The organism is Streptomyces sp. P6-2-1, assembly GCF_050613165.1.
Lineage (GTDB): Bacteria > Actinomycetota > Actinomycetes > Streptomycetales > Streptomycetaceae > Streptomyces.
In genome coordinates, this window is sequence record NZ_CP192513.1 from 4,870,429 (window position 1) to 4,896,105 (window position 25,677).

The window sequence follows — 25,677 nt, forward strand, 5'->3', positions numbered from 1 at the left end:
ACCGGGAAGCGGCAGGTCAGGCACAGGGGTCGTGGTAGTCCAGGTCGGGGAAGGCCTTGCGCCACACCTTGCCGGAAACGGGTTTCGTGCGGACCGCGCAAAGGGTGTCGGCGAGCCGTGCCGGGTCCATGTCCAGGAGCAGCGTGCGGGCCCCCAGCCCTCGGACGAGGTCCGCGGAGGAGGACAGGGCGAGGACGTCCCCGCGCGGGCTGAACGCGTCCACCGCGAGGCCGGAAATCCCGTCAGGGAGTCCCTGCGCCTGATACACGAGTTCGGTCTCGCCATCGGAACCGTCGAGGCGCCATACCGCGAGGACGGGGGCGCTGGTGGCGGAGGTCTGCCACGCCGCCAGCCGGCCGGTCTCCGGGTGCGATCGCAGGGCGTCCAGCCGGCTGCGGGGTCCCGGGAGCGCGAGGGCGCGTCCTGGGCTCTCCATGTCCCACAGGGTCGGCTGACCCGAGTCGGACAGATTGGCGAGGAATCGGTCGGAGAGCATCCCGCTCTGATGGCGCCGGCCCGTGACGCGGTTGTCGAGTTCGTGGGCTGTGGCGTTCGCGGACACGGCCCATACGACGAGGCGTTCCGGTGTCAGGGGATCGTTGTTCTCCTTGTCCGGCGAGGCGAGCAGGACGGGCAGCGCCTCGGGCGCCTGGCTCAGGGCGCCCGGCCTCCCCGCCACCCACTGTCCGCGCCGTGGCTGTCGCGGGTCCTTGACGTCCCAGAGTTCGGTACCGTCGTCGCGCATGACCGCCAGGACGCCGGTGCGCACGAAGGCGGGCGTCACTTTCGCGCCCTTGGCGACGGGTACGTCTCCCAGCCGCTTCGGTTTTCGTACGTCGTGGATGTCCCACAGCGTCAGCGGGCCCCGGTCGCCCTTCTGGAGCGCCATGAGGTTGCCGTCGGAGCTCGTGGCGGGCTCCTTCGTGACGGAGCGGAACTCGTATCCCGGGCGGAGCCGTCCGTCCTCCAGGGACCACAGCTTCTCCGCGTTGCGCTCCTTGTGGCGTGTGAGGAGCACATCGCGGCCCCGCAGGAAACGGGGCAAGGTCCATGCCGCGGGGAAAGCGGCCGATTCCCGGGGAACGAGGCGGTCACCCAGTTCCCAGACCGTGGCCGGCCCACGGTCACTGCCGTAGGTCGCCACGTAGCGCTGGTCCCCCTCGAAGGCGCCGCCCGACGCCGAACCACTGCCTGCCAGCCCTCCGTTGACCGTGCGAGCGGGTGGTGCCCACACATGGATTCCGCCGCCGAAATCACCGCTCGCGATGCCGCGCCCGTCGGGACCGTAGGTGATCCTGCTGAGTTCGGGGGTGCGAGCCAGCGCCGTTCCTGTCACCAGTGGGCTCATGGGCCCCGAACTGCCGGGGACGCTGACGACGCGAGCACGTCCGTCGGTGGCGGAGGTGGCGAGGTACTCCCCGTCCGGGGCATACGCGATATCCGTGTACACGGGGCGGTCGGGGTCACGTTCGAACCGTGCCGTCGGATGATCGGGGTCGGATACGTCCACCGTGAACAGACTCCCTTTCGCGGAGCTGCTGCCGGTGCCGCTGACGGTCAGGGCACGGCCGGCCGGGTGGAACGCCGCCGCGTACACCCCTCCCACGGCCAGTGTCCCGCGAGGCCGTGGCCGCTCGCGTTCCGCCAGGTCCCACAGCCGCAGCACACCGTCGTCGGTGAAGACGGCCAGGACGGACGTGTGCGGCTGGAAAACGGAGGCGTACACGGTCCGTCGCTCGTCGGCGACGCGAAGCGTGGTGACCGCCGGCTCTGCGGGCTTCCGGAGATCCCACAGCAGCACCCGGCCCCGCGTGGTCGGCACTGCCAGGGCGCGGCCGTCCGGACTCCAGCCCCAGTAGCGGAAGCCGCCCATGTCCGCGGCCTCGCGGGCGACCTGCCGCGGGCGGTCCGGGTCGGACATGTCCCAGACATACAAGGCCGACTCCGTGAGCGCGGTGAGATACCGGCCGTCAGGGCTCCAGCCGAGACCCGCGGCGCTTCCGGGCCGCAGGATCGCTCCGGGCCGGGGACGGTACGGATCGCGGGTGTGCCAGAGGCGGACCGTGCCGTCACGGGAGGAGCTGGCCAGAAGCGCGCCGTCCTTGCGGTAGGCGAGATCGTTGATCCGGCCGCGGTGCCCGCTCAGCGTCACGTGGACGGGTGCCATCGCCGCTCGCAGCAAGCTCGTCCGGGCCTCGACGGTCGGCATCATGCGGTAGGCGGCCAGGCTCATGTCGAGAGCCGCCACCGGGTCTTCCGGCCCGAGCACATCCGCCTGCGCCGCGAGCCGCTTCGACGCCAGCTCCGCGGCTCGTTCCCTGGACCGCTGGCGTTCGGTGAAGGCGACGGTGCTCGCCGCCACGAGCGACAGCGCCAGGGCCAGCACTCCTCCGGTGACCACGGCTCGTACGATCCGGCCTCGCCTGCGCGCACTCACACAGGCGCGGAGGAAGTCCCGCTCGGACGCGCCGAGCACGATGCCCGCGCCGGGCTCCTCGCTCAGCCACGGACGGACCGCGGCAAGGCGGCTGCCGACCAGGAGATACTCCCGCGCACGGCCGTGCTCCACCCAGGCGGCCGCGGCCTCGGCCAGCCGCTGATACGCGATCAGCTCGGCCCTGGCGTCGAGAATCCACGAGCGGAGCCGGGGCCAGGCACGCAGCAGGGCCTCATGACTGATCCTGGCCCCGTCCGCGTCGACAGTGATCAGACGCAGTGAGGTGAGCCGGTCGCAGAGCCGTGCGAGGCGTTCCCGGTCCTCGCCGCCGCGCCCCGCGTACATGTCCGCCAGATCGATCCGGCGCGGCACGGGATCGCCGCCCGGGGTCAGATGGACCATCCGGAGCAGCAGATCGCGCAGGGCGTCCCGCTCGACCGCTCCGAGTTCCTCGTGGAGGCGCTCGGAAGACGTCGTCACCGACTGCCAGATCCCTCCGGTGGCCTGATACCCGGCCAGGGTCAGGACGGCACCGGATCTGCGCAGCCACGTTTCGCGCAGGGCATGGGCGAGGAACGGCAGCGCCGCGGCCGGGGTGTGCGCGTCATCGGGCTCGACGTGGTCGGCCGACCGGTTCAGGTCGTCGAGAACGCGGTCGCACAGGCCGTCTTGGAGGAGAAGCCCCGCATCGGCTGCCGGACGTTCGATCACGGCCCGAAGCGCCCGCTGGCCGAGTGGCGACAGGTTCAGTGGACCGGCGGTGTCCAGCGCCTGGCGAAGTTCCGGGTACGCCAGGCAGTTGCCGTAGTGGTCGGCCCGCACGGCGATGACGACGCGCGGGCGTGTGCCGTCGCGACCCGGGGCCGTACCGCCCCACAGCGCGCGGATGAACCGCGCCCGCTCGGCCGGGTCGGAACAGCGGGTGAAGATCTCCTCGAACTGGTCGATCACCAACAGACGGCACACGGGACGTCCCGCCGCGGGGGCCGGGAACGTGCCCCCGGCCAGTTCCCGCTCCACCTCGGGCACATCGCGCCCGGACGCCCGCGACCAGAGGTCCGCCAGCGCGCGCAAGGGACGAGGGCCGGGCGCCGTGAGCAGCAGCGCGGGCCACGCGACGCTGTCGCGCGCCTCCTGGGCGCGCTCCACTCCGGCCAGCAGGCCCGCGCGCAGAAGCGACGACTTTCCCGTGCCCGATGCCCCGACCAGGATGACCGGACACGTCTCGGCGAGGGGATCACGCACCGCGCTCAGCAGCCGTTCGGTCTCCTCCTCCCGGCCGAAGAACCAGTCGCTGTCCTGCGGCTGGAACGGCTCCATGCCGGGGTACGGGCAGGGCACATCGGCCGGCGGCTCCGCCTCGGTGACGGACCGGGGACGGTAAGCCCTGTTCGGTGCCACGACGAGACTCCCCAGGTCCCCCGCGCTCTGCCGGTACGGGCGGGCGGGACCGGCGGCCGACATCCGGTCGAGGCGGACGTGCAGGCTGTCCAGGGTCAGCCGTGGGGGGCCGCTCGGGTCACCCTCCTCCAGTACGCGCAGCAAGCGCCCCCAGAAGAGCGTGTGCGCCTCTCCTTCCGGCGCGAAGGACGGCGCGAAGTAGGAGGCCGAGGCGAGGAGGAAGCTTCCGTCGGGGCGGGCGGAGACGAAAGGGTCACGACGCATGACATTGCCCGGGAGCGCCGCGCGCCCGGAGAAGCAGCAGTCGAGCAGTGCGACGCTGCCGCCCGTCGCCCGGGCGAGCAGGTCCCGGACCGTGCGGAAGGGAACCGCTTGCGCCACCCGGTCCGCCGACGTGGAGTCATGCGTGGCGAGGTACAACTCGTCGGCGGGCCCCAGCAGCCCGTGACCGGCGTAGCAGAACAGCACGACGCCGGTGGCCTGGTCGACCGCCTCCTCGACCGCCGCGAGGACATCCGGTGCCGCCGCGTCGGGGGGCACCCGATGGATGTGCTCCGCGGCGATACCGCAGAGGTCGTGCAGCGCCCGGGCCAGATCGTCCAAGGTGCTCGCGACGCTGGGCAGGGAGGGCAGGCCGGAAGCGGAGACGTGGCTGTCCGCGCCCACGAGTACGGCGCGCGTACCGGGCGAGGCCAGGTCGGTGGCGGGTGGGGAGGCCGGGGGACGGTCTCGCGGCCGTTCCCGGCTACTCACGTGCGGAGGCCCCGGGCTGCCGGGGCGTCTCCGGGTCCCCGGCCGTGTCCGGCTCCGCAGGGCCGCCCCGGTGCCCCGAGTTCGCAGCCGCGTCGAGCTGGGCGGCGATGCGCTGAACCAGCCTTTCGGTGTGGCCCGCGTCCGCTGTCTCCACCTGGGCGGTCGTCACGCTGATCTCGGTCCCGTCGGGGCGAGTGATCGTGATGGTCCGGCTGCCCTTCCTGGTCTGCAACCAGGCGATCACGGCCCCTGCCAGTACCGTCGCCACACCGCCGGGAGCGAGCAGCGCCAGTACGGCGTCCGCCGCGAGGCCCATCGTGCCCCCGCGAGGGGTCGGGTCGGCGGCCCTGCGGACTCTGCCCCGCAACGCCGGGTCTTTCCCGAGCCACTGGCGAAGATCCTCGGTGTCCACGGCGCCGCCGTCCACCGTGATGACGATCTTCATGCCCCTCCTCATGGACCACGATCCGCCGCCCTGCTCCTGCGGATCAGCAACAACTGCAAGTAAACCCTGTAAAAATAAGGGCAGTTGAATGTTCTGTCACATGAGAAGCGACGTCGAGCCCCATGCGTCCCTGCTCCCGCTCACCCGGCCCGCACCGCCGACGGCGTCGGTTCACGAGGCGGGACCCGGACGCGGGAACGCCCGGCCGCCGCGGCCCGCCCGCGTTCTGTCGCCGAACGCCCCGCGCCGTGCGTCCGCCTCACGCCAAGCCCCGCCGCGTCACCGCCGGTTCGCGCCATCCCGCGAGCGAAGCGACCATGTCGAGGACCTGGCGGGTCTCCGCGACCTCGTGGACGCGGTAGACCCGGGCGCCCAGCCACGCCGAGACAGCCGTTGTCGCCAGCGTGCCGAGGAGGCGTTCCTTCACCGGGCGGTCCAGGGTCTCGCCGACGAAGTCCTTGTTGGAGAGCGAGACGAGGACCGGCCAGCCCGTCGCCGTCATCTCGGGGAGGCGGCGGGTCGCCTCCAGGGAGTGGCGGGTGTTCTTGCCGAAGTCGTGGCCCGGGTCGATGAGGACGGACTCGCGCGGGACGCCCAGCGACACGGCGCGCTCCGCGAGGGCGGTCGTCACGCGCAGGATGTCCGCCATGACGTCCTCGTACGCGACGCGGTGCGGCCTCGTACGGGGGCGGGCGCCGCCCGCGTGCGTGCACACGATCCCGGCGCCGTGCCGTCCGGCGACCTCGGCGAGCTTCGGGTCCACGCCGCCCCACGCGTCGTTGATCAGGTCGGCGCCCGCCGCGCACACCGCCTCGCCCACCTCGTGCCGCCACGTGTCCACGCTGATCACGACCTCCGGGAAGCGCCGCCGCACCTCCGCGACGAAGCCCGCGGTGCGCCGTACCTCCTCCGCGGCGCTCACCTCCTCGCCGGGACCCGCCTTGACCCCGCCGATGTCGATGATCGCCGCGCCCTCCGCGACCGCCTGCTCGACCCGGTCGAACGCCGGTTCGTCGGCGAAGGTCGCCCCCCGGTCGTAGAAGGAATCCGGGGTCCTGTTCACGATCGCCATGATCACCGGCTCGTGCTCGCCGAACTCCCTGCGACCCAGACGCAACATCCCAGCGCTCCCCTTCCGGGCCGCGAAGGGCCCACCAGTCACCCGCGATCAACGGCTCCCGGGCCGCCTGCGACCCTAGCCCGCGCGCGGACATGGCACGATCGTGGCCACGCGCACCGCAGCCGTCGGGGCGGGCCGTACGAGGAGAGCACCGGGCGGGGACCGCGCCCGGGGACTTGGGGAAGACGCATGCTGATGTTCTGGTTCCTGGTCATCGCGCTGGTCGTGGTGGTCGGCGCCGTCACGCTCGCCGTGCTCGGGCACGGGGAGGGCGCGCCCCTGCCCGATGCCCCGCCCGAGCGGCTCAGCGACCCGCTCCCCGCCGAGCGGCCCGTGCGCCGCGCCGACATCGAGGCGCTCCGCTTCCCGCAGACCCTGCGCGGCTACCGCATGGGCGACGTCGACGAGGCCCTCGCCCGGCTCGCCGCCGAACTCGACGAACGCGAGGCCCGCATCGCCGACCTGGAGTCCGCGCTCGCGAGCCGTCCCGCGCGGGTGGCCGAGGAGGGGGAGCGGCCGTGACCGCGAGGGGCGCCGTGCCCGGTCCCGACGGCAGACTCCGCTGTCCCTGGGGCCTGAGCGACCCCGACTACCTCGCCTACCACGACGAGGAGTGGGGCAGGCCGGTGGCCGGGGACGACGCGCTCTTCGAACGGCTGAGCCTCGAAGCGTTCCAGTCGGGGCTCTCCTGGATCACGATCCTGCGCCGCAGGCCCGCCTTCCGCACCGCCTTCGACGGCTTCGCGCTCACCGCGGTCGCCGCGTACGGCCCCGCCGAACGCGCCCGTCTCCTCGCCGACGCGGGCATCATCCGCAACGCCCGCAAGATCGACGCCGTCCTCGCCAACGCCCGCCTCCTGGCGGCCTGGGCGCCCGGCGAACTGACCCGGTACATCTGGTCCTTCGCGCCCGAGACCCGCCCCGCGCCCCGCACCGTCGCCGACGTCCCCGCGGTGACGGAGGAGTCCACGGCGCTCGCGAAGGGCCTCAAGAAGCACGGCGTCCGCTTCGTCGGCCCCACGACGGCCTACGCCCTCATGCAGGCCTGCGGCCTCGTCGACGACCATCTCGTGGCCTGCACCGCACGCGGCAAGGGCCGCGCGGCCCGGCCGGGAGCGGGGCGCGCGGACTGAGGAGACGCGTTTCCCGCGCACGCCGAAGGGGCGACCGCGGGGACGGGGCGGGCGCCCGCGGCCCGCGCGCCGCCCTTCGCCGACAGGCCGGTCCTGCGCCCCGGCCCGGCCCCTCCCGTGATCCGTACGGACGGGGCGGGGCGTCTCCCGGGCCGATCGCGTCCTGCTCCGGGCGGCCGGAACGGAGCCACGTGGGTCCCTGCCCCGGGCCGCCGGGACGCCACGCGCCGCCCCGCCCCTGCCCCGCGCCGTGTCGGCCGGCCTCATCCGCGCCGCGTCGGCACGCGCCCCGCCGCCTCGCCTCACCCTGGCGGGCCCCCACGCGCTCACCGGGCGGGCCGCCCTCCGCTTGGGTCAGCGGCCCACGTACCTCGGCTTCTCCTTCTTCAGGAAGGCCTCCACCGCGATCACGTGGTCCTGCGACGTGCCGGCGACCGTCTGGAGTTCGTCCTCCTTGTCGAGCGCCTCGTCGAGCGTGTGCGAGGCCGCGTAGGCGAGGGAGCCCTTCAGGGACGCGTACGCGACCGTCGGGCCCTCCGCGAGCGTGCGCGCGACCTTCAGGGCCGTCTCCGCCAGCTCGGCGGCGGGGACGAGGCGGTTCACGAGGCCCAGCTCGTACGCCTCCTGCGCGCTGATGTTGCGCGGGAAGAGGAGCCAGTCGCTCGCCCTGCTGTGCCCGACGGCCCGCTGGAGCGTGAAGGAGAGGCCCGAGTCGGCGGTGAGCGCGACCCCGGCGAAGGACGTGTTGAACGCCGCCGTGTCCGCGACGACGCGGTAGTCCGCCGCCAGCGCGAAACCGAAACCGGCCCCCGCCGCGACCCCGTTCACGCCCGCCACGACCGGCTTCGGCATCGCCGTGATCGCCCGCACGATCGGGTTGTAGTGCTCCCGCACCGTGCTCATCGTGCCGCCGTCGCCCGTCTCCTTGTCCCGCTGGAGGTTGGCCACGTGCTCCTTGAGGTCCTGGCCGACGCAGAAGGCGCGCCCCGTCGCGGTGAGCAGCACGGCCCGCACCTCCGGGTCGGCCGCCGCGTTCTGGAGGGCGTCCCGCAGTGCCTCCTTCGTCGCCGTGTCGAGGGCGTTCATGGCCTCGGGACGGTTGAGCGTGATCGTGGCGAGCGCGTCGGTCACGTCGTACAGGACGGAGTCGGCCATGAAGGAGATCCCCTCTGATCCAGCCCTCCGCCGGGCTCCGCTGCCGGGCGGACGGGCAACCGTCCCATCATCCTCGCGAGCGCCCGATACCGGCATGACCGAGATCACGGCGGGCCCCTTCCGACCCGCGCATTCCTCCCGTCCCTGTGATCTGCGTCAACAAAACCGGGGTCCGGGCGTGGGGTGAAGTGGGGCAGTATTCCAGTCACATCGCCGGAATGAGTGGTTTTGAACGAGCGCGTTGCGCAGATGAGTCCGCCCGATGTTGGTCACCAAGCCCCCGCATGCGGGATAATGACAGCGGAAGCAATGTGTTCGATGCCGGTGAGGCAGCGCCTGTGACGGGGCCGCCGGCTGCGATGAGCTGGTTTCAGGAAGGGGAACGAGCATGGCGGCCATGAAGCCGCGAACGGGCGACGGCCCGCTCGAGGTGACCAAGGAGGGGCGGGGCATCGTCATGCGCGTTCCGCTCGAAGGCGGCGGTCGACTCGTCGTCGAGCTGACCCCTGACGAGGCGGACGCCCTGGGCGACGCCCTCAAGAAGGTAGTCGGCTGACGAAATCTCCCGCACGGCCTGTCACACGTATGTCCACGTGACCGCCGAGCACGTCACCACTCGACCCCGGCCCCCGTCTCGCTGAACGAGGCGGGGGCCGGGGTGTGTCCGGGGGCGGTCCGGGCGGAGCCGCGGCGACGTCAGCGCGCGACGGCGCTGAGCAGTCCGTCCCCCACCGGCAGCAGGGACGGTACGAGGGTGGGGTGCTCGCGTATCGCGCGGACGAGTTCGCGCAGGCGCACCACCTCGACCGGCTGGGGGCCCGCCGCGTACGTACGGCCGTCGGCGAAGATGCCCTCGAAGCAGACCGCGCCGCCCGGACGCAGGAGCCGCAGCGCCTCCTCCAGGCACTCCAGGCACTCCATCCGGTCGCCGTCGCAGAAGACGAGGTCGTAACCGTTGTCGGCGAGGCGCGGCAGCACGTCCAGGGCGCGGCCGGGGATGAAACGGGCCCTGTTCCCCGCGAAGCCCGCCGCGCGGAAGGCCTGCCGCGCGAACTGCTGCCGCTCCGGCTCCGGGTCCACCGTCGTGAGCACCCCGTCCTGGCGCATCCCGCGCAGCAGGTACAGCCCCGAGACGCCGGTGCCCGTGCCGATCTCGGCCACCGCCTTCGCGTCCACGGATGCGGCGAGCAGCGCGAGCGCCGCTCCGGTGGCGGGGGACACCGGACGCAGGCCCGCCTCGCGCGCCCGCTCCCGGGCCCACAACAGCGTCTCGTCCTCGGCGACGAAGGCGTCGGCGAACGCCCAGCCCGTCTCCCGGTTGCCGGTAATGAGCCTCTCCTTGCCCCGTAGTTGCCTGGCCGTGACTGTATCCGTTGGCCAAGGGAACCCGCAGATGGGACCGGACGTTAAGAGGGTGTGCGCCGGTCGCGGGCAGTGCCCCCGCCGCCGGGCCGCACGGGAAGTCAGGTCCCAGGCCGGTGCGGGAGGTGGAGGATGGCCGCGAGCGCGGTGCTCGGCGGAGCACGGGCGTACGGGATGACCAGCGGCGATGCCGAGGTCAATCCCGGCAAAATCGCTTATCCGGAGCTAACGGTCCGTATGGCTATGGTGGGTGCTCCACTGGACACCACCAGAGCTGACAGGGGAGGTGCGGCTGCGGCTGGTGACCCGGCGCCGCCCTGGCGTCCCGGAGCGCCCGCCAAGCCGAAATCCGTGACCGACACCGCTGACCGAGCCCTTCCGCAGGCCCGCGCGGCCCGTGAGGGCGGCCCCACCGACGATTCCGTACGCACCGCGACCTTCGCCGCCGACGCGGAATCGAAGGCGTGGACGCCACCCACCTGGGAGGAGATCGTCAGCACCCACAGCGCCCGCGTCTACCGCCTCGCCTACCGCCTCACGGGCAATCAGCACGACGCCGAGGACCTCACGCAGGAGGTCTTCGTCCGCGTCTTCCGCTCGCTGTCCACGTACACCCCCGGCACCTTCGAGGGCTGGCTGCACCGCATCACGACGAACCTGTTCCTCGACATGGTCCGCCGCAAGCAGCGCATCCGCTTCGACGCCCTCGCCGACGACGCGGCCGAGCGGCTCCCGAGCCGTGAGCCCTCGCCGCAGCAGGTCCTCCACGACACCCACTTCGACGCCGACGTGCAGCAGGCGCTCGACACCCTCGCCCCCGAGTTCCGGGCCGCTGTCGTCCTGTGCGACATCGAGGGGCTGTCGTACGAGGAGATCGCGGCGACCCTCGACGTCAAGCTCGGCACCGTGCGGAGCCGTATCCACCGGGGCCGCTCCCAGCTCCGCAAGGCCCTCAAGCACCGTTCCCCCGAGGCGCGCGCCGAGCGGCGCGGGCTGCTGAGGAGCCCGGTGCCCGCGCTGGGAGGGGGGAGCGCGAGCGCGTGAGCGGATCACGTCCCCCAGCCGCCCGGCGCTGTCTCTCCGAGCAGCACCTCGGTGACCGCCTCGCCGCCTTCGTGGACGGTGAGCTGGATCACGATGCCCGTGAGCGAGTCCTCTCCCACCTCGCCACCTGCCCCCGGTGCAAGGCCGATGCCGATGAACAGCGGCGGCTGAAGAGTGCCTTCGCCCAGGCGGCCGCCCCCGCGCTGCCGCCCGCTCTTCTGGAGCGTCTTCAAGGGCTTCCCGGAGGCCCTGACCACGGATACGAACACGGACCCGGCGGCTTCTCGCCCTTCGCGAGCGGCCGGGGAACCGGATTCGGCTTCGCCCAAGGCCCCACGGGCCCCGCGGAATCCGCAGGAGCGGCCGGACGGCTCGGCCCCACGGCCGGACGCGCCGCAGTCGCCGCCCTGACCCGGCCCGCGCTCGCCCCCGTACTGAGCCCCGTCGCGCCCTTCCCCGTGTCCTCCCCGCTGCGCGGCGAGAGCACCCGTACGTCCTCGCGCGGGCGCCGCTTCGCCTACGCGGCAGCGGGCGCCGTCTCGCTCGCCGCGCTCGCCCTCGGCGGGGTCTCCTCGGGCGCCCCCACCGGGGACGTGCCCGAGGCGCGCGGCAGCAGCGTCACCCCGCAGCGCGCACCGAGCGCGGTGGGGCAGCCCGGCGAGTCCGCGCGCCGCCGTGCCACGGGCCTCCTCGGCAACCGCGCGGGCGGCTCCGGTACGGGTACGGGTCCCGTCCGTCCCCTCCTCCTCGCGGCCCCCCTCCTGCCCGGCACCCCCGCGCTCCCGGTCGCGGCCCCCTACTCGGCCTTCGCGCTCCCGCAGGGCGGCGCGGCACTCCCGAGCCCCCTCCTGGCCCGCGCCACCAACAGGAACCCGTTCCCGCAGCCCTCCCCGCAACGCCCAGCGGCCGACGACTGACCCCCCGGCCGGTTCGCCGCCCCGCCCTGCGGGAGCGGAAGCCGCCCTGCCGGGGTGGCACCCTCCGGCGAACGGCCCGCCCCGCGCCCCACGGCCGGTGGCCGGTGGTCGGCTCCCGCCTGGTGCGTACTGCGGGCGGGTGCGATCTGCGTCCGGCGCCAGGCCCCGCGTGCCCACGGGGGCTCCCGTACCACCGGTGCCACGTCCCCCGCACGCCTGGTGGCACGGCCCCGCGGGGTCCCGGTGCCCTCCGCCCGTGGGCCGGGCCCGTCTTCGCGAAGCCGAGCCCGTCGCCTACGGGCCGACCCGCCGCCCGAGCCCGAGCCTGTCCCCCCGGCCCGGCTCCCTCCCCGGGGCAGTGCCTGTCTTCTCTTCCCGAACCCGGTCCCCTCGCCGCGCCGGTCTCCTCGGCCCGGGTTCCTTCCTCGGCCGCGAGCCGGTCTCCCCGGCCCGGCTGCCTCCTCGGGTCCGAGCCCGTCGCCCCCGCCGGTCCCCTCCCCGGGCCCGAGCCCCGTCCCCCGCCCCGGTCCTCTCCCCGGGCCCCGGGGGTGCTCCTGTCGGCCCCAGAGGGTGGGGCGTCTTCTCCGGGCGGGGCCGGGGGCGTTCGGGGGGCGGGGTGATGGGGTGCTCGGGGGTGTCCGTTCTCGGGGCCGTTCGGGGGCCCTCCGACCTGGTTCAATTTCCTTGTGCGCCGGTCCCGGTGGAGGGAGCGGCCGGTGGGTGGAGATGCGGGAGAGCATGGATCTCGGTGAGCGTGGCCGTGCCGGTGCGGACGGTGGCCCGGTGGAGCCCTGGGCCAGGTACGACCCGTGGGGGACCGCCCCCGAGTCCCCGTACGAGCAGCCCGCCGAGCCCGGTACGCGGGCCCGGCGGCGCGGCGTGATCGTCGCCGTCGCGCTCGCCGCGCTCGTCACGGGGACGCTCGGCGGCTACCTCGGCGCGCGGTACGAACGCGACGGCGGCGCCCGCACGCTCGTCCTGCCCGATCCCGCGGCCGGGCCCGAGCGGCCCGCCGGGAGCGTCGCCGATCTCGCTGCGCGCTCGCTGCCCGGCGTCGTGACGCTGCGCGCCTCGGGCGCGGGCGAGGCCGGGACGGGGAGCGGCTTCGTCCTCGACGGGCGCGGCCACATCCTCACCAACAACCACGTCGTCGCCCCGGCGGCCGACGGGGGCGCGCTCACCGTGACCTTCTCGGGCGGCCAGACCCTGCGCGCCGAAGTCGTCGGCAGGGACGCGGGCTACGACCTCGCCGTGGTCCGCGTGCGCGGCGTGAAGAACCTGACCCCGCTCGCGCTCGGCGACTCCGAGGGCGTGCAGGTCGGCGACCCCGTCGTGGCCCTCGGCTCCCCCTTCGACCTGCCCAACACCGTGACCTCGGGGATCATCAGCGCCAAGGAGCGCCCCGTGACCGCGGCGGGCGAGGGCGAACAGGGCGGCATCTCCTACGTCGACGCGCTCCAGACCGACGCCCCGCTCAACCCGGGCAACTCCGGCGGCCCCCTCCTGGACGCGACCGGGCACGTCATCGGCGTCAACAGCGCCATACGCTCCGCGGGCGGCACGGGCGAGGGACAGGCGGGCAGCGTGGGGCTCGGCTTCGCGATCCCCGTCAACCAGGCCCGCTGGGTCGCGGGCGAACTCCTCGACCACGGCCGCGTCGCCCACCCCGTCATAGGAGTCGCGCTGGACTCCCGCGAGGACAAGGACGGCGCCCTCATCGGCAGCGACGAGGACGCGGTGACCCCCGGCGGCCCCGCGGACCGCGCGGGCCTCGCCCCCGGCGACCTGGTGACAGCGGCCGACGGCAAACCGGTCACGTCGACCGAGGACCTGATCGTCCGCGTCCGCGCCCACCGCCCGGGCGACCGCCTGCGCCTGACGTACGTGCGAGAGGGACGCGCGCATGAGGTGACGCTCACGCTGGAGGCGGAGGACTGACCCGGTCACCTGCGACTGACCCGGTCACCGGCAAGGGCGCCCGGGCAAAGCCTCGGCCAAGCTTCCGCGAACCCCGGGGGGTTCCTGGGGCCACAGCGGCAAACGGGGGCGGCGGCACCGTACCGTCCGCCGGAGGCGCCGGGTACCGTGGAGCAGGCCCGGGGACGTGCGGTGGACGCGCCGCTCGCCGGGGACGGCGCGAGGAGTTCTCAGGTGTTCAATGACGTGGGGTTTTTCGAGGTACTGACCATCGTCGTGCTCGGCGTGATCATCTTCGGCCCGGACAAGCTGCCGAAGATGATCCAGGACGGCATGCGCGTGCTGCGCAAGGTCAGGGAGTTCACGGACAGCGCCAAGAACGACATCCGCAGTGAGCTGGGCCCCGAGTTCAAGGACTTCGAGTTCGAGGACCTGCACCCGAAGAACTTCGTGCGCAAGCAGCTCGCGAAGGGCGAGGACGAGTACGGCCTCTCCGAGATCCGCTCCAGCCTCGACTTCCGCAAGGAGATGAACGAGCTGGCGGACACCGTCCACGGCCGGGACGCCGAGGACGACGACGAGGTCGCCAAGGACAGCCGCTCGCTCACCGACCTGAGCAAGAAGGCCGAGCCGGGCAACAGGACGGACCTCACCAAGCGCCCGGCGAAGGCCGACCTGACGAAGCGCCCCGAGCCCGCCGCCGCGACCCCGCCCCCGTACGACATCGACGCCACCTGAGCCGCCCACGGCCGGTGAGCCGCCCACGGCCGCTGAGCCGTACGCCGTCACCGCCGCCACCCGGCCCGCCGTACCGCGCCACGCCGTGCCGTGCCGTCCCCCGCCCCGCCGCACCCCGTACCGCCATTCGCGGCCCCCGCGCCCGCCGCGCCCTCGCCCCGCCCCTCGGTCCCCGCATCCGCCGCCCGCGTGGTTCCGCTCCGCCGTGTGACGTGCGCGCGGCGAGGGGTGGCTATCCTGCCGTGTCGGGGTTGTTGCCCCGGGAACAGCGAGGAGGCGGCCACGACGATGGAGACCACGAGTCAGGTGGACGGACAGCCACAGGGCACGGAGGGCGCACGCCCCTCGCGACCGGCATCCCGGCGTGACGACGCGCTCTACCGCAGGGCGGCCTTCCCCTGGTACGGCCTCGACGCCGCGTACACCGGGCCGCGCTGGCTGATGCAGGCGGCGGTCGCGGGGGACGGGGCCGTCGAGCACGGCTCGCTCGGGCACGGCGAGGAGCCCTCGGTACGGACCGAGGGCGGAGCGGACAAGGAACGTTTCGCCGCGGTCGTCACCGTCGCCGCCCACGAGGGACGCCGCACGGCCGACGGCACCGGGATGCTGGAGGCCACGACGGTCTCGTCGGCCGCCTGGCTCGCCGGCGCCGGGCTGCTCACCGTCACCTGGCCGGGCCAGATCGACCACACGCTGCGCGACGACTGGCTGGAGCAGCAGACGGAGGCGGCCTGGGAGCTGGCCGACGACCTCGAAGGCGAGGTCTGGTCGAGCCTGACCCTGCCCGTCGACGGCCGCCCGACGCCCTTCCACTACCGCGAGTCCGAGTACGGCTGGGTCCTCGCCGGGACCGCCGGGGACAGTGGCGTCCATCTCGGTGCCTACGGCCGCGGGATGAGCGCGTACGGGCTCGCCTTCAGCCGCGTCGAGGACCTGGACGCGTACCTGTGAGACACGGGAACGGGGCGCCCTCCGTGCGGAGGGCGCCCCGTTCCCGTACCACCGGCGGCGCTCAGAACTTATTGCGCGGCGTGATGCCCAGTGAGAGCCCCGACAGGCCGCGCTGACGCCCGCCGAGCTTGCCCGCGATCGTGCGCAGCGCGCTGCCCGCGGGGGACTCGGGGTCGGAGAGGACGACGGGCTTGCCCTCGTCGCCGCCCTCGCGCAGGCGCACGTCGATCGGGATCGCGCCGAGTACGGGCACCTGCGCGCCCGTCGTACGGGTCAGGCCGTCGGCGACGAGCTGACCGCCGCCCGTGCCGAAGATGTCGACCATCTCGCCGCAGTGCGGGCACGGCATCCCGGACATGTTCTCGACGACGCCGACGATCTTCTGGTGCGTCTGCACCGCGATCGAACCGGCCCGCTCGGCGACCTCGGCCGCGGCCTGCTGCGGGGTCGTCACGACGAGGATCTCCGCGTTCGGGACGAGCTGCGCGACGGAGATCGCGATGTCGCCCGTGCCGGGCGGGAGGTCGAGGAGGAGGACGTCGAGGTCGCCCCAGTACACGTCGGCGAGGAACTGCTGGAGCGCGCGGTGCAGCATCGGGCCGCGCCACACGACGGGCGCGTTGCCCGGCGTGAACATCCCGATCGAGATGACCTTCACGCCGTGCGAGGACGGCGGCATGATCATGTTCTCGACCTGCGTGGGACGCCCGTCGGCGCCGAGCATGCGGGGCACGCTGTGGCCGTAGATGTCCGCGTCCACGACGCCGACCTTGAGGCCGTCGGCGGCCATCGCGGCCGCGAGGTTCACCGTCACGGACGACTTGCCGACGCCGCCCTTGCCGGAGGCGACCGCGTAGACGCGGGTGAGCGAACCGGGCTTCGCGAAGGGCACCTCGCGCTCGGCCTGGCCGCCCCGCAGCGCGGTCGCCAGCTCCTTGCGCTGCTCGTCGCTCATGACGTCGAGGCCGACGGTGACCGAGGTGACCCCCGGGACCGCGCCGACCGCCGCCGTGACCCGCTCGTTGATGGTGTCGCGCATCGGGCAGCCGGAGACGGTCAGGTAGACCGTGACCGCGACGGCGCCGTCCTGCGCGATCTCCACGGATTTGACCATGCCCAGCTCGGTCAGGGGCCGGTGGATCTCGGGGTCGTTCACCGTCGCGAGCGCCGCCTGGATCGCGTCCTCGCTCGGCAGTGTGGGCGTGTCGGAAGCCATGTACCCGATGGTACGGCGCCGCGCGGGCCCGCCCGACAGGGCCTCGCGTCGCCTTCGTCACCTCAGGCGGCGGGGGGCGGGCGGTACGGGAACACGGGCCGGGCGCGGCGCCCTCCCGGACGGGCCCCGCCCCGCCGTACGGTCCTGCCCGGCGCCCGCGTACGGGCCCCACTCCACGCGCCACGTACGGCCCCGCCCGCGCGCCCCCTGCCGCCCCTGCTCAGCGCCGCTCGCGCTCCGCCTCGTCCGCCGTCCGTTCCTCGATCGCCCCGCGCTCCTCCAAGTCCCGCATGAGGTCCTGGAGTTCCGATCTGATCCAGTCCCGCGTGGCGACCTCCCCGAGCCCCATGCGCAGGCTCGCCATCTCGCGGCTGAGGTACTCGGTGTCCGCGATGGACCGCTCGTTCTGCTTGCGGTCCTGCTCCAGGTTGACGCGGTCGCGGTCGTCCTGGCGGTTCTGCGCGAGGAGGATCAGCGGGGCCGCGTACGAGGCCTGGAGCGAGAGCATGAGCGTCAGGAAGATGAAGGGGTAGCTGTCGAAGCGCAGCGCGTCGGGCGCCGCGATGTTCCACACCACCCACACGATGATGATGACCGTCATCCAGACGATGAACCGGCCCGTGCCGAGGAAGCGCGCGATGCGCTCGGAAGCGCGCCCGAAGGACTCGGGGTCGTAGTCGGGCAGGAGCCGCCTGCGCGGCGCGCGCGGCACGTCGAGCCGGGGCCGCGCGCGCCCGGGGGGCCGCTCCTTGGTCGCGCCCTCGCGCCGCTCCCGCTGCCCCTCCGCCTCGCCGTGCCGCCGCCGCGCCTGCCCGCGCCGCTCGCGCAGCTCGTGCAGCCGGTCCCGCACCGCCTCGACCTGCTGCTCCCTGTCCCGGTCAGCGCCGCCCTGCTCACCCATGCCGCCCCGCCTCCCCGGGCCCGGTGTCCCCTTCGCCGCCCCGCGCCGCCCGCGCGGCCGGGGCCTCGCCCGTCCGCGCCGCACGGTCCTCGGGGACCTCGCCCGAGAGCTGGTACTCCGTCTCGCGCCAGTCCTCGGGGAGCATGTGGTCGAGCACGTCGTCGACCGTGACGACGCCGAGCAGCGCGCCCGAGTCGTCCACGACGGGCGCGGCGACCATGTCGTACGTGGCGAAGAACCCCGCCACCTCGGGCAGCTGGGCCTGCGGCGCGAGCGGCAGCAGGTCGTCGTCGAGCATCCCGCTGACCAGCGTGTACGGCGGATCGCGCAGCAGCCGCTGGAAGTGCACCGTGCCGAGGTACTTGCCCGTCGGGGTCTCGTCGGGCGGGCGGCACACGTACACCTGCGCGGCGAGCGCGGGCGAGAGGTCCGGGTTGCGGACCCGGGCCAGCGCCTCGGCGACGGTCGCGTCGGGGCGCAGCACGATCGGCTCCGTCGTCATGAGCCCGCCCGCCGTGCGCTCCTCGTAGGCCATGAGCCGCCGCACGTCGGCGGCGTCCGAGGGCTGCATGAGCGTGAGCAGGCGCTCCTTCTCCGCCTCGGGCAGCTCGCCGAGCAGGTCGGCGGCGTCGTCCGGGTCCATCGCCTCCAGGACGTCGGCGGCGCGCTCGTCCTGGAGCTTGCCGAGGATCTCGATCTGGTCGTCCTCGGGCAGCTCTTCGAGTACGTCCGCCAGGCGGTCGTCGTCGAGCGCGTCGGCGACCTCGGCGCGGCGCTTGGCCGACAGGTGGTGCAGGACGTTCGCGAGGTCGGCGGGGCGCAGCTGGTCGAAGGTCGCGAGCAGGTTCTCCGCGCCCTGCCCCTCCTCCTCCAGCGAGAACCCGGTGAGCGCCGACCACTCGACGGTCAGCGTCTCGCCGCCGCGCCGCCCCGCCCCCTTCCACGGGAGGCGGCCGCGCGCGGCCGCCATCTTCCGTACGAAGACGCGGTCGATCTCCCACTCGCGCCGTGCGGGGAGCTGCGTCACCGAGACGTCGAGCACGGTCACCTCCTCGCCCGTCTCGACGAGCCGCAGCCGCCGGTCGAGGAGTTCGCCGAGTACGAGGCGCTCGGCCGCCCGCTGCTCGAAGCGGCGCACATTGAGCACGCCCGTCGAGATGACCTGCCCCGACTCGATCCCCGAGACCCGCGTCATCTGGAGGAAGATCCGCCGCCGTGTGGGCAGCTCGACGACGAGTCCGAGAATGCGGGGCGGGCGCCGCCCGACCCGGAGCGTGGCCACGAGGTCCCGCACACGGCCCACCTGATCGCCGTTCGGATCGAAGACGGCCATCCCGGCGAGGTGCGAGACGAAGATCCGCGGAGCGCCACCGGCCACCGGCCACCTCCTTCGCACATCCCGACACGTCATCATTTACTGGGCGGAATCAGGCTAACCGCTGCGGTCCCCGGCCGCCGGACCGCTGGGCCGGACGGACGCGGGGACTCCGGTACGGGGGACTCCGGCGGCCCCGGTACGCTGCGGGCCCAAGATCCGTGTCCCCGCCCCCCGACGAGAGGCTCGTCTTCCGGTGACCCCCCGCGCCCTGACCCGACCGACCAGGACCGTACTCGCGGGCGCTGTGTGCGCCGCCCTCCTCGGCGGGGTGAGCGCCTGCGGCAAGGACCCGGACGAGGGCACCAACGGCGTCGGCAAGCTCTCCGCCGAGCAGATCCACCGCAAGACCACGGCCGCGGCGAACGGCGCGCGCTCGGTACGGCTCAAGGGCAACCTCATCAGCGGCGGCCACACCTACACGCTCGACATGCGCCTGACCGCGACGGGCGGCACGGGCACGGTCCGCACCAAGGGCGCGAGCTTCTCCCTGCTGCGCGTCGAGAAACACCTCTACCTCCGCGCGGACGCCGCCTTCTGGGAGCACGAGGCGCAGGACGCGAAGGGCGGCGGGAGCGCGAAGACGGCGGCGGGCAAGCTCGACAAGAAGTACGTGAAGGTCCCGCCCAAGGACCCCTCGTACAAGCGGCTGAGCCTCTTCACCGACAAGAAGACGCTGCTCGACGGACTGCTCGGGCTCGGCGGCGAACTCGTCACGGCAGGGCGGGGCGAGAGCGGAGGGGTCCGCACGGTACGGGTGGCGGGCGACAAGGGCGCGGGCGCGCGCGTCGACGTCTCGCTCGAAGGCGAGCCCTACCCGCTGAAGCTGCGCAGGGCGGGCGACGCGGGCACGGTGGCGCTGAGCGCTTGGAACGCGGCGCTCGACCTGAAGGAACCCGGCCTCGACGAGACGGTGGACTACGGGGACGGGCTGCTGCCGCAGACGTGAGGACGCGGGGCGGCGGAGGGCGCCTGGTCGGGTGGGCGAGTGGGATGCGGCGGGGTGAGCGGGCCGGGCGGGGTGAGTGGTGCGGGCGGTGCGGGCGCGCTGGGTGGCCCGCTGGGCGGGCGCGCCGGGTGGCCCGCCGGGTGGGTGCCCGGGGCCGGTGGGCGTGCCGGGCCCGGGGTGTCTACGCCGGGGTGGTCACTTCTTCTTCCGCTTCCGCCCGAAGACGAGCTTCGGGAGCGGGGCCGGGCGGGTGACCCGGGTCGACGCGGGGCTCGGCGGCGGGGGAGCGGCGAGCGAGGAATCGGGCGCGGGCAGCGTCCCCGCCTCGTACGCGGGAACGAGGCGCAGCACCCGGCACTCGCGGGCCCAGCGCTCCGGCATCGACTCCGCGTCCGGCGCGTTGAGCCGCTTGCCCTTCAGCTCGGCGACCGCCTCGTCCCACGCGGGGGAGCCCGCGGCGATCTCCTCGACGGCGGCCCGGAAGGTCACGAGCCGTACGCCCTTGTCCTTGCTCCGCACCGTCACCTCCGCGCCGCCGCCCGCCGTGAGCCCGGGGAGCGGCTGCTCGCCCGGCCCGTCCCCGACGAGGAGCACCGCGCCCTCGTGCCACACGTGCCACAGCGCGCGGGCGGGGTCCGTGCCCTCGCCCCTCACCCACACGAGGGACGACTTCTTCGCGGCTTCCTCGACGAGGGCGCGGTCGAGCGGGGTGGCTGCGGCAGTCATACGAGCAGCGTAGCCACCACCGCGCGCACGGCCCCCCGTCCCCTCGCCTTCAAAGCCTTCAAAGCCTTCAGAGCCAGCCGTTGCGCTTCAGCGTGCGGTGGATGCCGAGGCAGATGACGAGGATCGCGCCGAGGACCATCGGGTAGCCGTAGGTCCAGCGCAGCTCCGGCATGTGCGTGAAGTTCATCCCGTACACGCCGCAGATCATCGTCGGCACCGCGATGATCGCCGCCCACGAGGTGATCTTGCGCATGTCCTCGTTCTGCGCGACGGTCGCCTGGGCGAGGTTCGCCTGGAGGATGGAGTTGAGGAGTTCGTCGAAGCCGACGACCTGTTCGTGGACGCGGGCGAGGTGGTCGTGGACGTCGCGGAAGTACTTCTGGATGTCCGGGTCGATGAGCCGCATGGGGCGCTCGCTGAGCAGGTGCAGGGGCCGCAGGAGCGGGGCGACGGCCCGCTTGAACTCCAGGATCTCGCGCTTGAGCTGGTAGATCCGGCCCGCGTCGACCCCGCGCGAGGCTCCTTTGCCCGGCGCGGTGAAGACCTCCGTCTCGACCTCGTCGATGTCGTCCTGGAGCGCGTCGGCGACGACGAGGTAGCCGTCGACGCAGTGGTCGGCGAGCGAGTGGAGGACGGCGGAGGGGCCGTGCGCGAGGAGTTCGGGGTCTCCCTGGAGGCGGTGGCGCAGGCCGCGCAGCGAGCCCTGGCCGCCGTGCCGCACGGTGATCACGAAGTTCCGCCCGGTGAAACACATGATCTCGCCGGTCTCGACGATCTCGCTCGTCGCTGTCAGTTCCTCGTGCTCGACGTAGTGCACGGTCTTGAAGACGGTGAAGAGCGTGTCGTCGTAGCGCTCCAGCTTCGGGCGCTGGTGGGCGTGGACGGCGTCCTCGACGGCGAGCGGGTGGAGCCCGAACTCGGCGGCGATGCCCGCGAACTCGGCCTCGCTCGGCTCGTGCAGACCGATCCAGGCGAAGCCGCCGCCGAGCCGGACGAGTTCGACGGCCGCGTGCGGGGTCAGGGTGTGCGGGGTGGGCACCCGGCGGCCCTCGCGGTAGACGGCGCAGTCCACGACGGCCGAGGGCACCTGGGGGTGACGGTCCGTCTCGTGGGGGGCGGGCACCTTTCGGGCGGAGGGGCGGACCACGGCACGCAGGCTGGGGATCATCGACATGGTGCTGCTCCTTCGTGCGCGACCGGGCGAGCCGGGCGGAACCTCCCGAAACGGGGACGTGCGCCGCACCGGGCACGTCCGCACATCGGGGAGCACCGCGAGAAAGCGGTGCGCGGTCTGCGCTGCTGATGGGGTCTCCCGGGCGGGCGGGAGGGGGGATCAGGCGGTGACGAAGTGCTCTTCCGTGTGCCCCGCGATCAGCGGTGAGAACGGAAGGGGAAGAGGCGTTTACCCCCGTGGGACCCGGGTATGTACGGCCTCAAGTTCCGGGCCGGGCCCCAGGAGAGGGCCGCGGCACCGTCAAACGGAAGAGCGGGTGGTACTGCACGGTCGACTTCGGTCCATGAGCCCCACCTCCTCCGGCCGGTCCCTCGTAAGGGACGGGTGACCCGATACTCCGGGAGTACAGCGGCCGGGCTGAGAGCGTGCTTCTGCGCGCTGCCCTGACCAGCGGCCAAGCCTAGCAGTCGGCTGCCCTGTCAATCCCCGTTTTGCCCGCGCGATACGCCTTGCCTACGCGGCCTTTACGCGACGGGCCGCTCCGTGCTGCCCGCCCGGCCGCTCCTTCCCACCCGCCGACCTGCCCTTTCCCGCCCGCCCACCCGGCGTGCGCGCCGCCCCGCCGCGTACAGTCGCGGGCATGGCAACCGACGTACGCGCCCTGGTGGAGGCCCGGCTGAGCAGCGCGCTCGGCGCGAGCGACGCGCGCGCGGGCATCACCTTCCTCGGCGCGGAACGCATCGAGGTGCTGCGCTTCCTCGACACGCACGAGGCCGCCGCACCGCTCGTGCGGTACGCGACGCTCGGGATGTCCGCGGCGCCGATGAACGACCCCGCAGCCTTCCTCGCCGACCCGGTCAAGGGCCCGCGCGCCGAACTCGTCCTCTCGGTACGGGCGGGGCGGGCCGACACGGACAAGGTCCTGCGGCCCCTCGCGGTGCTCGCCGCCTCGCCGCAGGTCGAGGGTGTCGTGATCGCGCCGGGCGCCTCGCTCGACGTGGGCGAACCGCTGTGGCCGGGCGCCCCCTTCACCTCGGTGCTCGTCGCGGAGCCGGGCGGCCTCGTCGCGACCCTCGACCTGGACGCCCCCTACGATCCGGTCGCCTTCCTCCCCCTCCTCCCCATGACCCCCCACGAGGCCGCCTGGAAACGCGTCCACGGCGCGCAGGCCCTCCAGGAGAAGTGGCTCGCGCACGGCACGGACCTGCGCGACCCGCTGCGGGGCGGCGTACCGCTGGACTGAACGGACCGCCCTGCGCGGGCGCGCGGGGCTTCGCCCTCGTATCCGTACGGCGGCCGCGGCCCCGCCGGGCCCGCGACAGCCGCGCCCACGCTTGCCGCACCCCCGTCCGCGAGTGGCCGGGTCACGACCTCGGACCTTGACGGAGGCACGTGCGGCGGGGACCGTGGGCCGCATGAGGGGGGACGTCCGTTGTCCGCGGTGCGGTGGCCGGGTGAGCGCGCCCGGTCTCTTCGCCGATGACTGGTGCTGCCCCGCGCACGGCCCCGTGCCCCCCTTGCGCCCCGCGCTGCCGCCGGGACCCGAGGAACTCGCCGCCGTGCTGCGGTGCGCGAAGGTCCCGGTGTGGATGCCGTGGCCGCTGCCCGTCGGCTGGCTCTACACGGGCGCGACCTCCGCGGGCGACGCCCGCACCGGCGCCCTCGCCACGGTCCTCGCCTGCGCGGGCCCGGGCCCGCAGGGCACGAGCGAACTCCTCCTCGTCGCCGAGCGTCCCGGGCTCGGCCTCGGCGCCCACCTCGCCGGAGTGACGGCCGCGGCCGCCGACGAGGGAAAACCCGCCGCGGGCACCGCCCTCGCCGCCGGGGCCGCCGTCACCCTGTGGCGCCTCGCCGAGGCCCCGCCCGACCGCACGGTCCTCATCGGCGACGCCGGCGACACCCGCCTGTGGCTCATCACGCGGCCCGAGGGCACCGCCGCGCTCAACCCGGAGGAACTCGTCCTCGCCGACCTCCGCGAAGCCGCGTCCGAACTGGAGTTCCTGCCGTACGGGGCGCTCACGGGCTCCCTCCTGGAGGGGCCCCGCCCCTGAGCGGGCGGGGGCCGCGCCCGCCGAGCGGGCCGCTGCGGACTCGTACCCCTCACGCGGGCTTTATCCTGGAACGCGCCCGGCGATCCCGGGCCCGCCCGCTTCCCGCTTCCCCGGTACCGGCCCGCCCGCCGGTACCGAACCCGCCCCGAAGGAGCCCGTGCCGTGCGTGTCGACCTGCACACCCACTCCACCGCCTCCGACGGCACGGACACCCCCGCCGCACTCGTCGCCGCGGCCGCCGCCGCCGGGCTCGACGTCCTCGCGCTCACCGACCACGACACGACACGCGGCCACGCCGAGGCCGCCGCCGCGCTCGCGGCACTCGACCGCCCCCTCACGCTCGTCCCCGGCGCGGAACTCTCCTGCCGCCTCGACGGCATCGGCGTCCACCTCCTCGCGTACCTCTTCGACCCCGACGAGCCGGAGCTGCTCGCCGCCCGCGAGCTGATCCGCGACGACCGCGTGCCGCGCGCCAAGGCGATGGTCGAGAGCCTGCGCGCGCTCGGCGTGCCGATCACCTGGGAGCAGGTCGCGCGCATCGCCGACGGCGGCTCCGTGGGCCGCCCGCACCTCGCGTCCGCACTCGTCGAACTCGGCGTCGTGGACACCGTCTCGGACGCCTTCACACCCCAGTGGCTCGGCGACGGCGGCCGCGCCTACGCGCCCAAGGCCGAACTCGACCCCGCCGACGCGATCCGCCTCGTCAAGGCCGCGGGCGGCGTCAGCGTCCTCGCCCACCCGCTCGCCGCCTCGCGCGGACGCACCCTGAGCGAGGAGGCCATCGCGGGCCTCGCCGCCGCCGGGCTCGACGGCATCGAGGCCGACCACCCCGACCACGACCCGGCGACCGCCGCGCGCGCCCACGCGCTCGCCGACCGGCTCGGCCTCCTCGCGACCGGCTCCAGCGACTACCACGGCACCCGCAAGCCCCTCGCGCTCGGTGCCCGCACGACCGACCCCGAGGTCTACGGCGAGATCATCCGCCGCTCCACGGGCGCCTTCCCCGTCCCCGGTGCCGGCGGAGCCGCCCGCACCGCCTGAACCACCCCCCTTCTTCCGGCCGTCCCGCCCGGGCGCGGCCGGCCTCCGCGCGCGCCGCCACCCGGCCCCGCACCCGTAGCCGTACGGGGCGGGGCCCGGCGGCGCGTCGCGGGGCGTGCGCTTCGTCATGGTTCAGGGTGCTTGGTACGCGCCCCTCGCACGCCCGACCACCCCCCCGTACACCCGCCCCCGCCGCGCCCGAAGCGCGCCGGGGAACCTCCCGCAAGGCCCCACGTGTTCGACTTCGCCGTCTTCGGCTCCCTCTTCCTGACCCTCTTCGTGATCATGGACCCGCCCGGGATCACGCCGATCTTCCTCGCCCTCACCGCGGGGCGCCCCGCCAAGATGCAGCGCCACATGGCCTTCCAGGCGGTGTGCGTCGCCTTCGGCGTCATCGTCGTCTTCGGCATCCTCGGGCAGCAGATCCTCGACTACCTGCACGTCTCGGTGCCCGCGCTGATGATCGCGGGCGGACTGCTGCTCCTCCTCATCGCGCTCGACCTGCTCACCGGCAAGACCGACGAGCCCCAGCAGACCAAGGACGTCAACGTCGCCCTCGTCCCGCTCGGCATGCCGCTCCTCGCGGGCCCCGGCGCGATCGTCTCGGTCATCCTCGCCGTGCAGCACGCCGACTCGGTGAGCACCCAGATCTCGGTGTGGTCGGCGATCGTCGCGATGCACCTCGTGCTGTGGGCGACGATGCGGTACTCGCTCGTCATCATCCGGATCATCAAGGACGGCGGCGTCGTCCTCGTGACCCGCCTCGCGGGCATGATGCTCTCGGCCATCGCCGTCCAGCAGATCATCAACGGGGTCACGCAGGTCATCAAGGGCGCCTGAGCCCCCGTACGCACGAGGGCCCCCGTCCGGC

The 25,677-nt window shown here is 73.9% G+C and carries 23 protein-coding genes; 13 read left to right on the forward strand and 10 right to left on the reverse strand.

Annotation, left to right across the window (positions count from 1 at the left end):
* Positions 1–16 precede the first annotated feature (16 nt).
* The 3 genes from ACQYWQ_RS20915 to folP form a co-directional block, all read right to left on the reverse strand.
* Positions 17–4,504 carry a caspase, EACC1-associated type gene (locus ACQYWQ_RS20915; protein ID WP_431036579.1) on the reverse strand — a complete coding sequence of 1,496 codons (4,488 nt, stop codon included), beginning with the start codon at positions 4,502–4,504 and terminating at the stop codon, positions 17–19.
* A 79-nt stretch (positions 4,505–4,583) separates the two neighbouring features.
* Positions 4,584–5,036 (reverse strand): effector-associated constant component EACC1, encoded by a 453-nt coding sequence (locus ACQYWQ_RS20920; protein WP_431036581.1) that lies wholly within the window; start codon positions 5,034–5,036, stop codon positions 4,584–4,586.
* Positions 5,037–5,295: 259 nt separating this feature from the next.
* Positions 5,296–6,156 (reverse strand): dihydropteroate synthase, encoded by an 861-nt coding sequence (gene folP / locus ACQYWQ_RS20925; RefSeq protein WP_431036582.1) that lies wholly within the window; start codon positions 6,154–6,156, stop codon positions 5,296–5,298.
* Positions 6,157–6,345: 189 nt separating this feature from the next.
* Between folP and ACQYWQ_RS20930 the strand changes: the two genes are divergently transcribed.
* Complete coding sequence (locus ACQYWQ_RS20930; RefSeq protein WP_431036583.1) at positions 6,346–6,678, forward strand: DivIVA domain-containing protein; 333 nt, start codon at positions 6,346–6,348, stop codon at positions 6,676–6,678.
* Positions 6,675–7,289, forward strand: a complete 615-nt coding sequence (locus tag ACQYWQ_RS20935; protein WP_431036585.1) for a DNA-3-methyladenine glycosylase I — start codon at positions 6,675–6,677, stop codon at positions 7,287–7,289. Before ACQYWQ_RS20930 ends, ACQYWQ_RS20935 begins: the two co-directional genes overlap by 4 nt.
* 354 nt (positions 7,290–7,643) lie before the next feature.
* Here the strand turns inward: ACQYWQ_RS20935 and ACQYWQ_RS20940 are convergent, their stop codons facing one another.
* Positions 7,644–8,444, reverse strand: coding sequence for an enoyl-CoA hydratase/isomerase family protein (locus ACQYWQ_RS20940; protein WP_431036587.1), 801 nt, complete (start codon positions 8,442–8,444; stop codon positions 7,644–7,646).
* A 388-nt stretch (positions 8,445–8,832) separates the two neighbouring features.
* Here ACQYWQ_RS20940 and ACQYWQ_RS20945 point away from each other — a divergent pair, with 388 nt between their 5' ends.
* Positions 8,833–9,000, forward strand: coding sequence for a DUF3117 domain-containing protein (locus ACQYWQ_RS20945; RefSeq protein WP_003966491.1), 168 nt, complete (start codon positions 8,833–8,835; stop codon positions 8,998–9,000).
* Positions 9,001–9,140: 140 nt separating this feature from the next.
* Here the strand turns inward: ACQYWQ_RS20945 and ACQYWQ_RS20950 are convergent, their stop codons facing one another.
* Positions 9,141–9,839: an O-methyltransferase gene (locus tag ACQYWQ_RS20950; RefSeq protein WP_431039275.1), complete on the reverse strand. Its 699-nt coding sequence runs from the start codon at positions 9,837–9,839 to the stop codon at positions 9,141–9,143.
* Between the two features lie 210 nt (positions 9,840–10,049).
* On the opposite strand from ACQYWQ_RS20950, the gene sigE reads away from it, so the two are divergent.
* The 5 genes from sigE (at position 10,050) to ACQYWQ_RS20975 (ending at position 15,373) form a co-directional block, all read left to right on the forward strand.
* The gene (sigE, locus tag ACQYWQ_RS20955; RefSeq protein WP_431036589.1) at positions 10,050–10,850 is read left to right on the forward strand and encodes an RNA polymerase sigma factor SigE; all 801 of its coding nucleotides are present in this window, start codon (positions 10,050–10,052) and stop codon (positions 10,848–10,850) included.
* Positions 10,847–11,767 carry a zf-HC2 domain-containing protein gene (locus ACQYWQ_RS20960; RefSeq protein ID WP_431036590.1) on the forward strand — a complete coding sequence of 307 codons (921 nt, stop codon included), beginning with the start codon at positions 10,847–10,849 and terminating at the stop codon, positions 11,765–11,767. The genes sigE and ACQYWQ_RS20960 overlap by 4 nt, the downstream gene beginning before the upstream one ends.
* 243 nt (positions 11,768–12,010) lie before the next feature.
* Positions 12,011–13,705, forward strand: a complete 1,695-nt coding sequence (locus ACQYWQ_RS20965; RefSeq protein WP_431036591.1) for a S1C family serine protease — start codon at positions 12,011–12,013, stop codon at positions 13,703–13,705.
* A gap of 213 nt (positions 13,706–13,918) precedes the next feature.
* Positions 13,919–14,422, forward strand: a complete 504-nt coding sequence (locus ACQYWQ_RS20970; protein ID WP_431036593.1) for a sec-independent translocase — start codon at positions 13,919–13,921, stop codon at positions 14,420–14,422.
* Positions 14,423–14,710: 288 nt separating this feature from the next.
* Positions 14,711–15,373: a hypothetical protein gene (locus tag ACQYWQ_RS20975; RefSeq protein ID WP_431036595.1), complete on the forward strand. Its 663-nt coding sequence runs from the start codon at positions 14,711–14,713 to the stop codon at positions 15,371–15,373.
* A gap of 61 nt (positions 15,374–15,434) precedes the next feature.
* Here ACQYWQ_RS20975 and ACQYWQ_RS20980 read toward each other — a convergent pair whose 3' ends face one another.
* The 3 genes from ACQYWQ_RS20980 to ACQYWQ_RS20990 form a co-directional block, all read right to left on the reverse strand.
* The gene (locus ACQYWQ_RS20980) at positions 15,435–16,568 is read right to left on the reverse strand and encodes an Mrp/NBP35 family ATP-binding protein (RefSeq protein ID WP_431039276.1); all 1,134 of its coding nucleotides are present in this window, start codon (positions 16,566–16,568) and stop codon (positions 15,435–15,437) included.
* Between the two features lie 241 nt (positions 16,569–16,809).
* Complete coding sequence (locus ACQYWQ_RS20985; RefSeq protein WP_431039277.1) at positions 16,810–17,418, reverse strand: DUF1003 domain-containing protein; 609 nt, start codon at positions 17,416–17,418, stop codon at positions 16,810–16,812.
* 64 nt (positions 17,419–17,482) lie between these two features.
* The gene (locus tag ACQYWQ_RS20990; protein WP_431036596.1) at positions 17,483–18,868 is read right to left on the reverse strand and encodes a magnesium transporter MgtE N-terminal domain-containing protein; all 1,386 of its coding nucleotides are present in this window, start codon (positions 18,866–18,868) and stop codon (positions 17,483–17,485) included.
* Positions 18,869–19,076: 208 nt separating this feature from the next.
* On the opposite strand from ACQYWQ_RS20990, the gene ACQYWQ_RS20995 reads away from it, so the two are divergent.
* A complete protein-coding gene (locus ACQYWQ_RS20995; protein WP_431039278.1) occupies positions 19,077–19,814 on the forward strand; it encodes a hypothetical protein in 738 nt (245 codons plus the stop codon).
* Positions 19,815–20,009: 195 nt separating this feature from the next.
* On the opposite strand, the gene ACQYWQ_RS21000 is transcribed toward ACQYWQ_RS20995, so the two are convergent.
* Positions 20,010–20,540: a hypothetical protein gene (locus ACQYWQ_RS21000; RefSeq protein ID WP_431036598.1), complete on the reverse strand. Its 531-nt coding sequence runs from the start codon at positions 20,538–20,540 to the stop codon at positions 20,010–20,012.
* Positions 20,541–20,607: 67 nt separating this feature from the next.
* Positions 20,608–21,714 carry a magnesium and cobalt transport protein CorA gene (locus ACQYWQ_RS21005; RefSeq protein WP_431036599.1) on the reverse strand — a complete coding sequence of 369 codons (1,107 nt, stop codon included), beginning with the start codon at positions 21,712–21,714 and terminating at the stop codon, positions 20,608–20,610.
* A 640-nt stretch (positions 21,715–22,354) separates the two neighbouring features.
* On the opposite strand from ACQYWQ_RS21005, the gene ACQYWQ_RS21010 reads away from it, so the two are divergent.
* From ACQYWQ_RS21010 to ACQYWQ_RS21025, 4 genes are all read left to right on the forward strand, one after another.
* A complete protein-coding gene (locus tag ACQYWQ_RS21010; protein WP_431036600.1) occupies positions 22,355–22,957 on the forward strand; it encodes a suppressor of fused domain protein in 603 nt (200 codons plus the stop codon).
* A 172-nt stretch (positions 22,958–23,129) separates the two neighbouring features.
* Complete coding sequence (locus tag ACQYWQ_RS21015) at positions 23,130–23,765, forward strand: DUF6758 family protein (RefSeq protein ID WP_431036601.1); 636 nt, start codon at positions 23,130–23,132, stop codon at positions 23,763–23,765.
* A 162-nt stretch (positions 23,766–23,927) separates the two neighbouring features.
* Positions 23,928–24,806 (forward strand): PHP domain-containing protein, encoded by an 879-nt coding sequence (locus ACQYWQ_RS21020; RefSeq protein ID WP_431036602.1) that lies wholly within the window; start codon positions 23,928–23,930, stop codon positions 24,804–24,806.
* Between the two features lie 234 nt (positions 24,807–25,040).
* Positions 25,041–25,646: a MarC family protein gene (locus ACQYWQ_RS21025; protein ID WP_431036604.1), complete on the forward strand. Its 606-nt coding sequence runs from the start codon at positions 25,041–25,043 to the stop codon at positions 25,644–25,646.
* Positions 25,647–25,677 lie beyond the last annotated feature (31 nt).

Bases quoted from the DNA above. Each gene is read 5' to 3' on its own strand.
- ACQYWQ_RS20920 (WP_431036581.1), bottom strand. From the start codon at position 5,036: ATGAAGATCGTCATCACGGTGGACGGCGGCGCCGTGGACACCGAGGAT.
- folP (WP_431036582.1), bottom strand. From the start codon at position 6,156: ATGTTGCGTCTGGGTCGCAGGGAGTTCGGCGAGCACGAGCCGGTGATC.
- ACQYWQ_RS20930 (WP_431036583.1), top strand. From the start codon at position 6,346: ATGCTGATGTTCTGGTTCCTGGTCATCGCGCTGGTCGTGGTGGTCGGC.
- ACQYWQ_RS20940 (WP_431036587.1), bottom strand. From the start codon at position 8,444: ATGGCCGACTCCGTCCTGTACGACGTGACCGACGCGCTCGCCACGATC.
- ACQYWQ_RS20945 (WP_003966491.1), top strand. From the start codon at position 8,833: ATGGCGGCCATGAAGCCGCGAACGGGCGACGGCCCGCTCGAGGTGACC.
- sigE (WP_431036589.1), top strand. From the start codon at position 10,050: ATGGTGGGTGCTCCACTGGACACCACCAGAGCTGACAGGGGAGGTGCG.
- ACQYWQ_RS20975 (WP_431036595.1), top strand. From the start codon at position 14,711: ATGGAGACCACGAGTCAGGTGGACGGACAGCCACAGGGCACGGAGGGC.
- ACQYWQ_RS21000 (WP_431036598.1), bottom strand. From the start codon at position 20,540: ATGACTGCCGCAGCCACCCCGCTCGACCGCGCCCTCGTCGAGGAAGCC.
- ACQYWQ_RS21005 (WP_431036599.1), bottom strand. From the start codon at position 21,714: ATGTCGATGATCCCCAGCCTGCGTGCCGTGGTCCGCCCCTCCGCCCGA.
- ACQYWQ_RS21010 (WP_431036600.1), top strand. From the start codon at position 22,355: ATGGCAACCGACGTACGCGCCCTGGTGGAGGCCCGGCTGAGCAGCGCG.
- ACQYWQ_RS21015 (WP_431036601.1), top strand. From the start codon at position 23,130: ATGAGGGGGGACGTCCGTTGTCCGCGGTGCGGTGGCCGGGTGAGCGCG.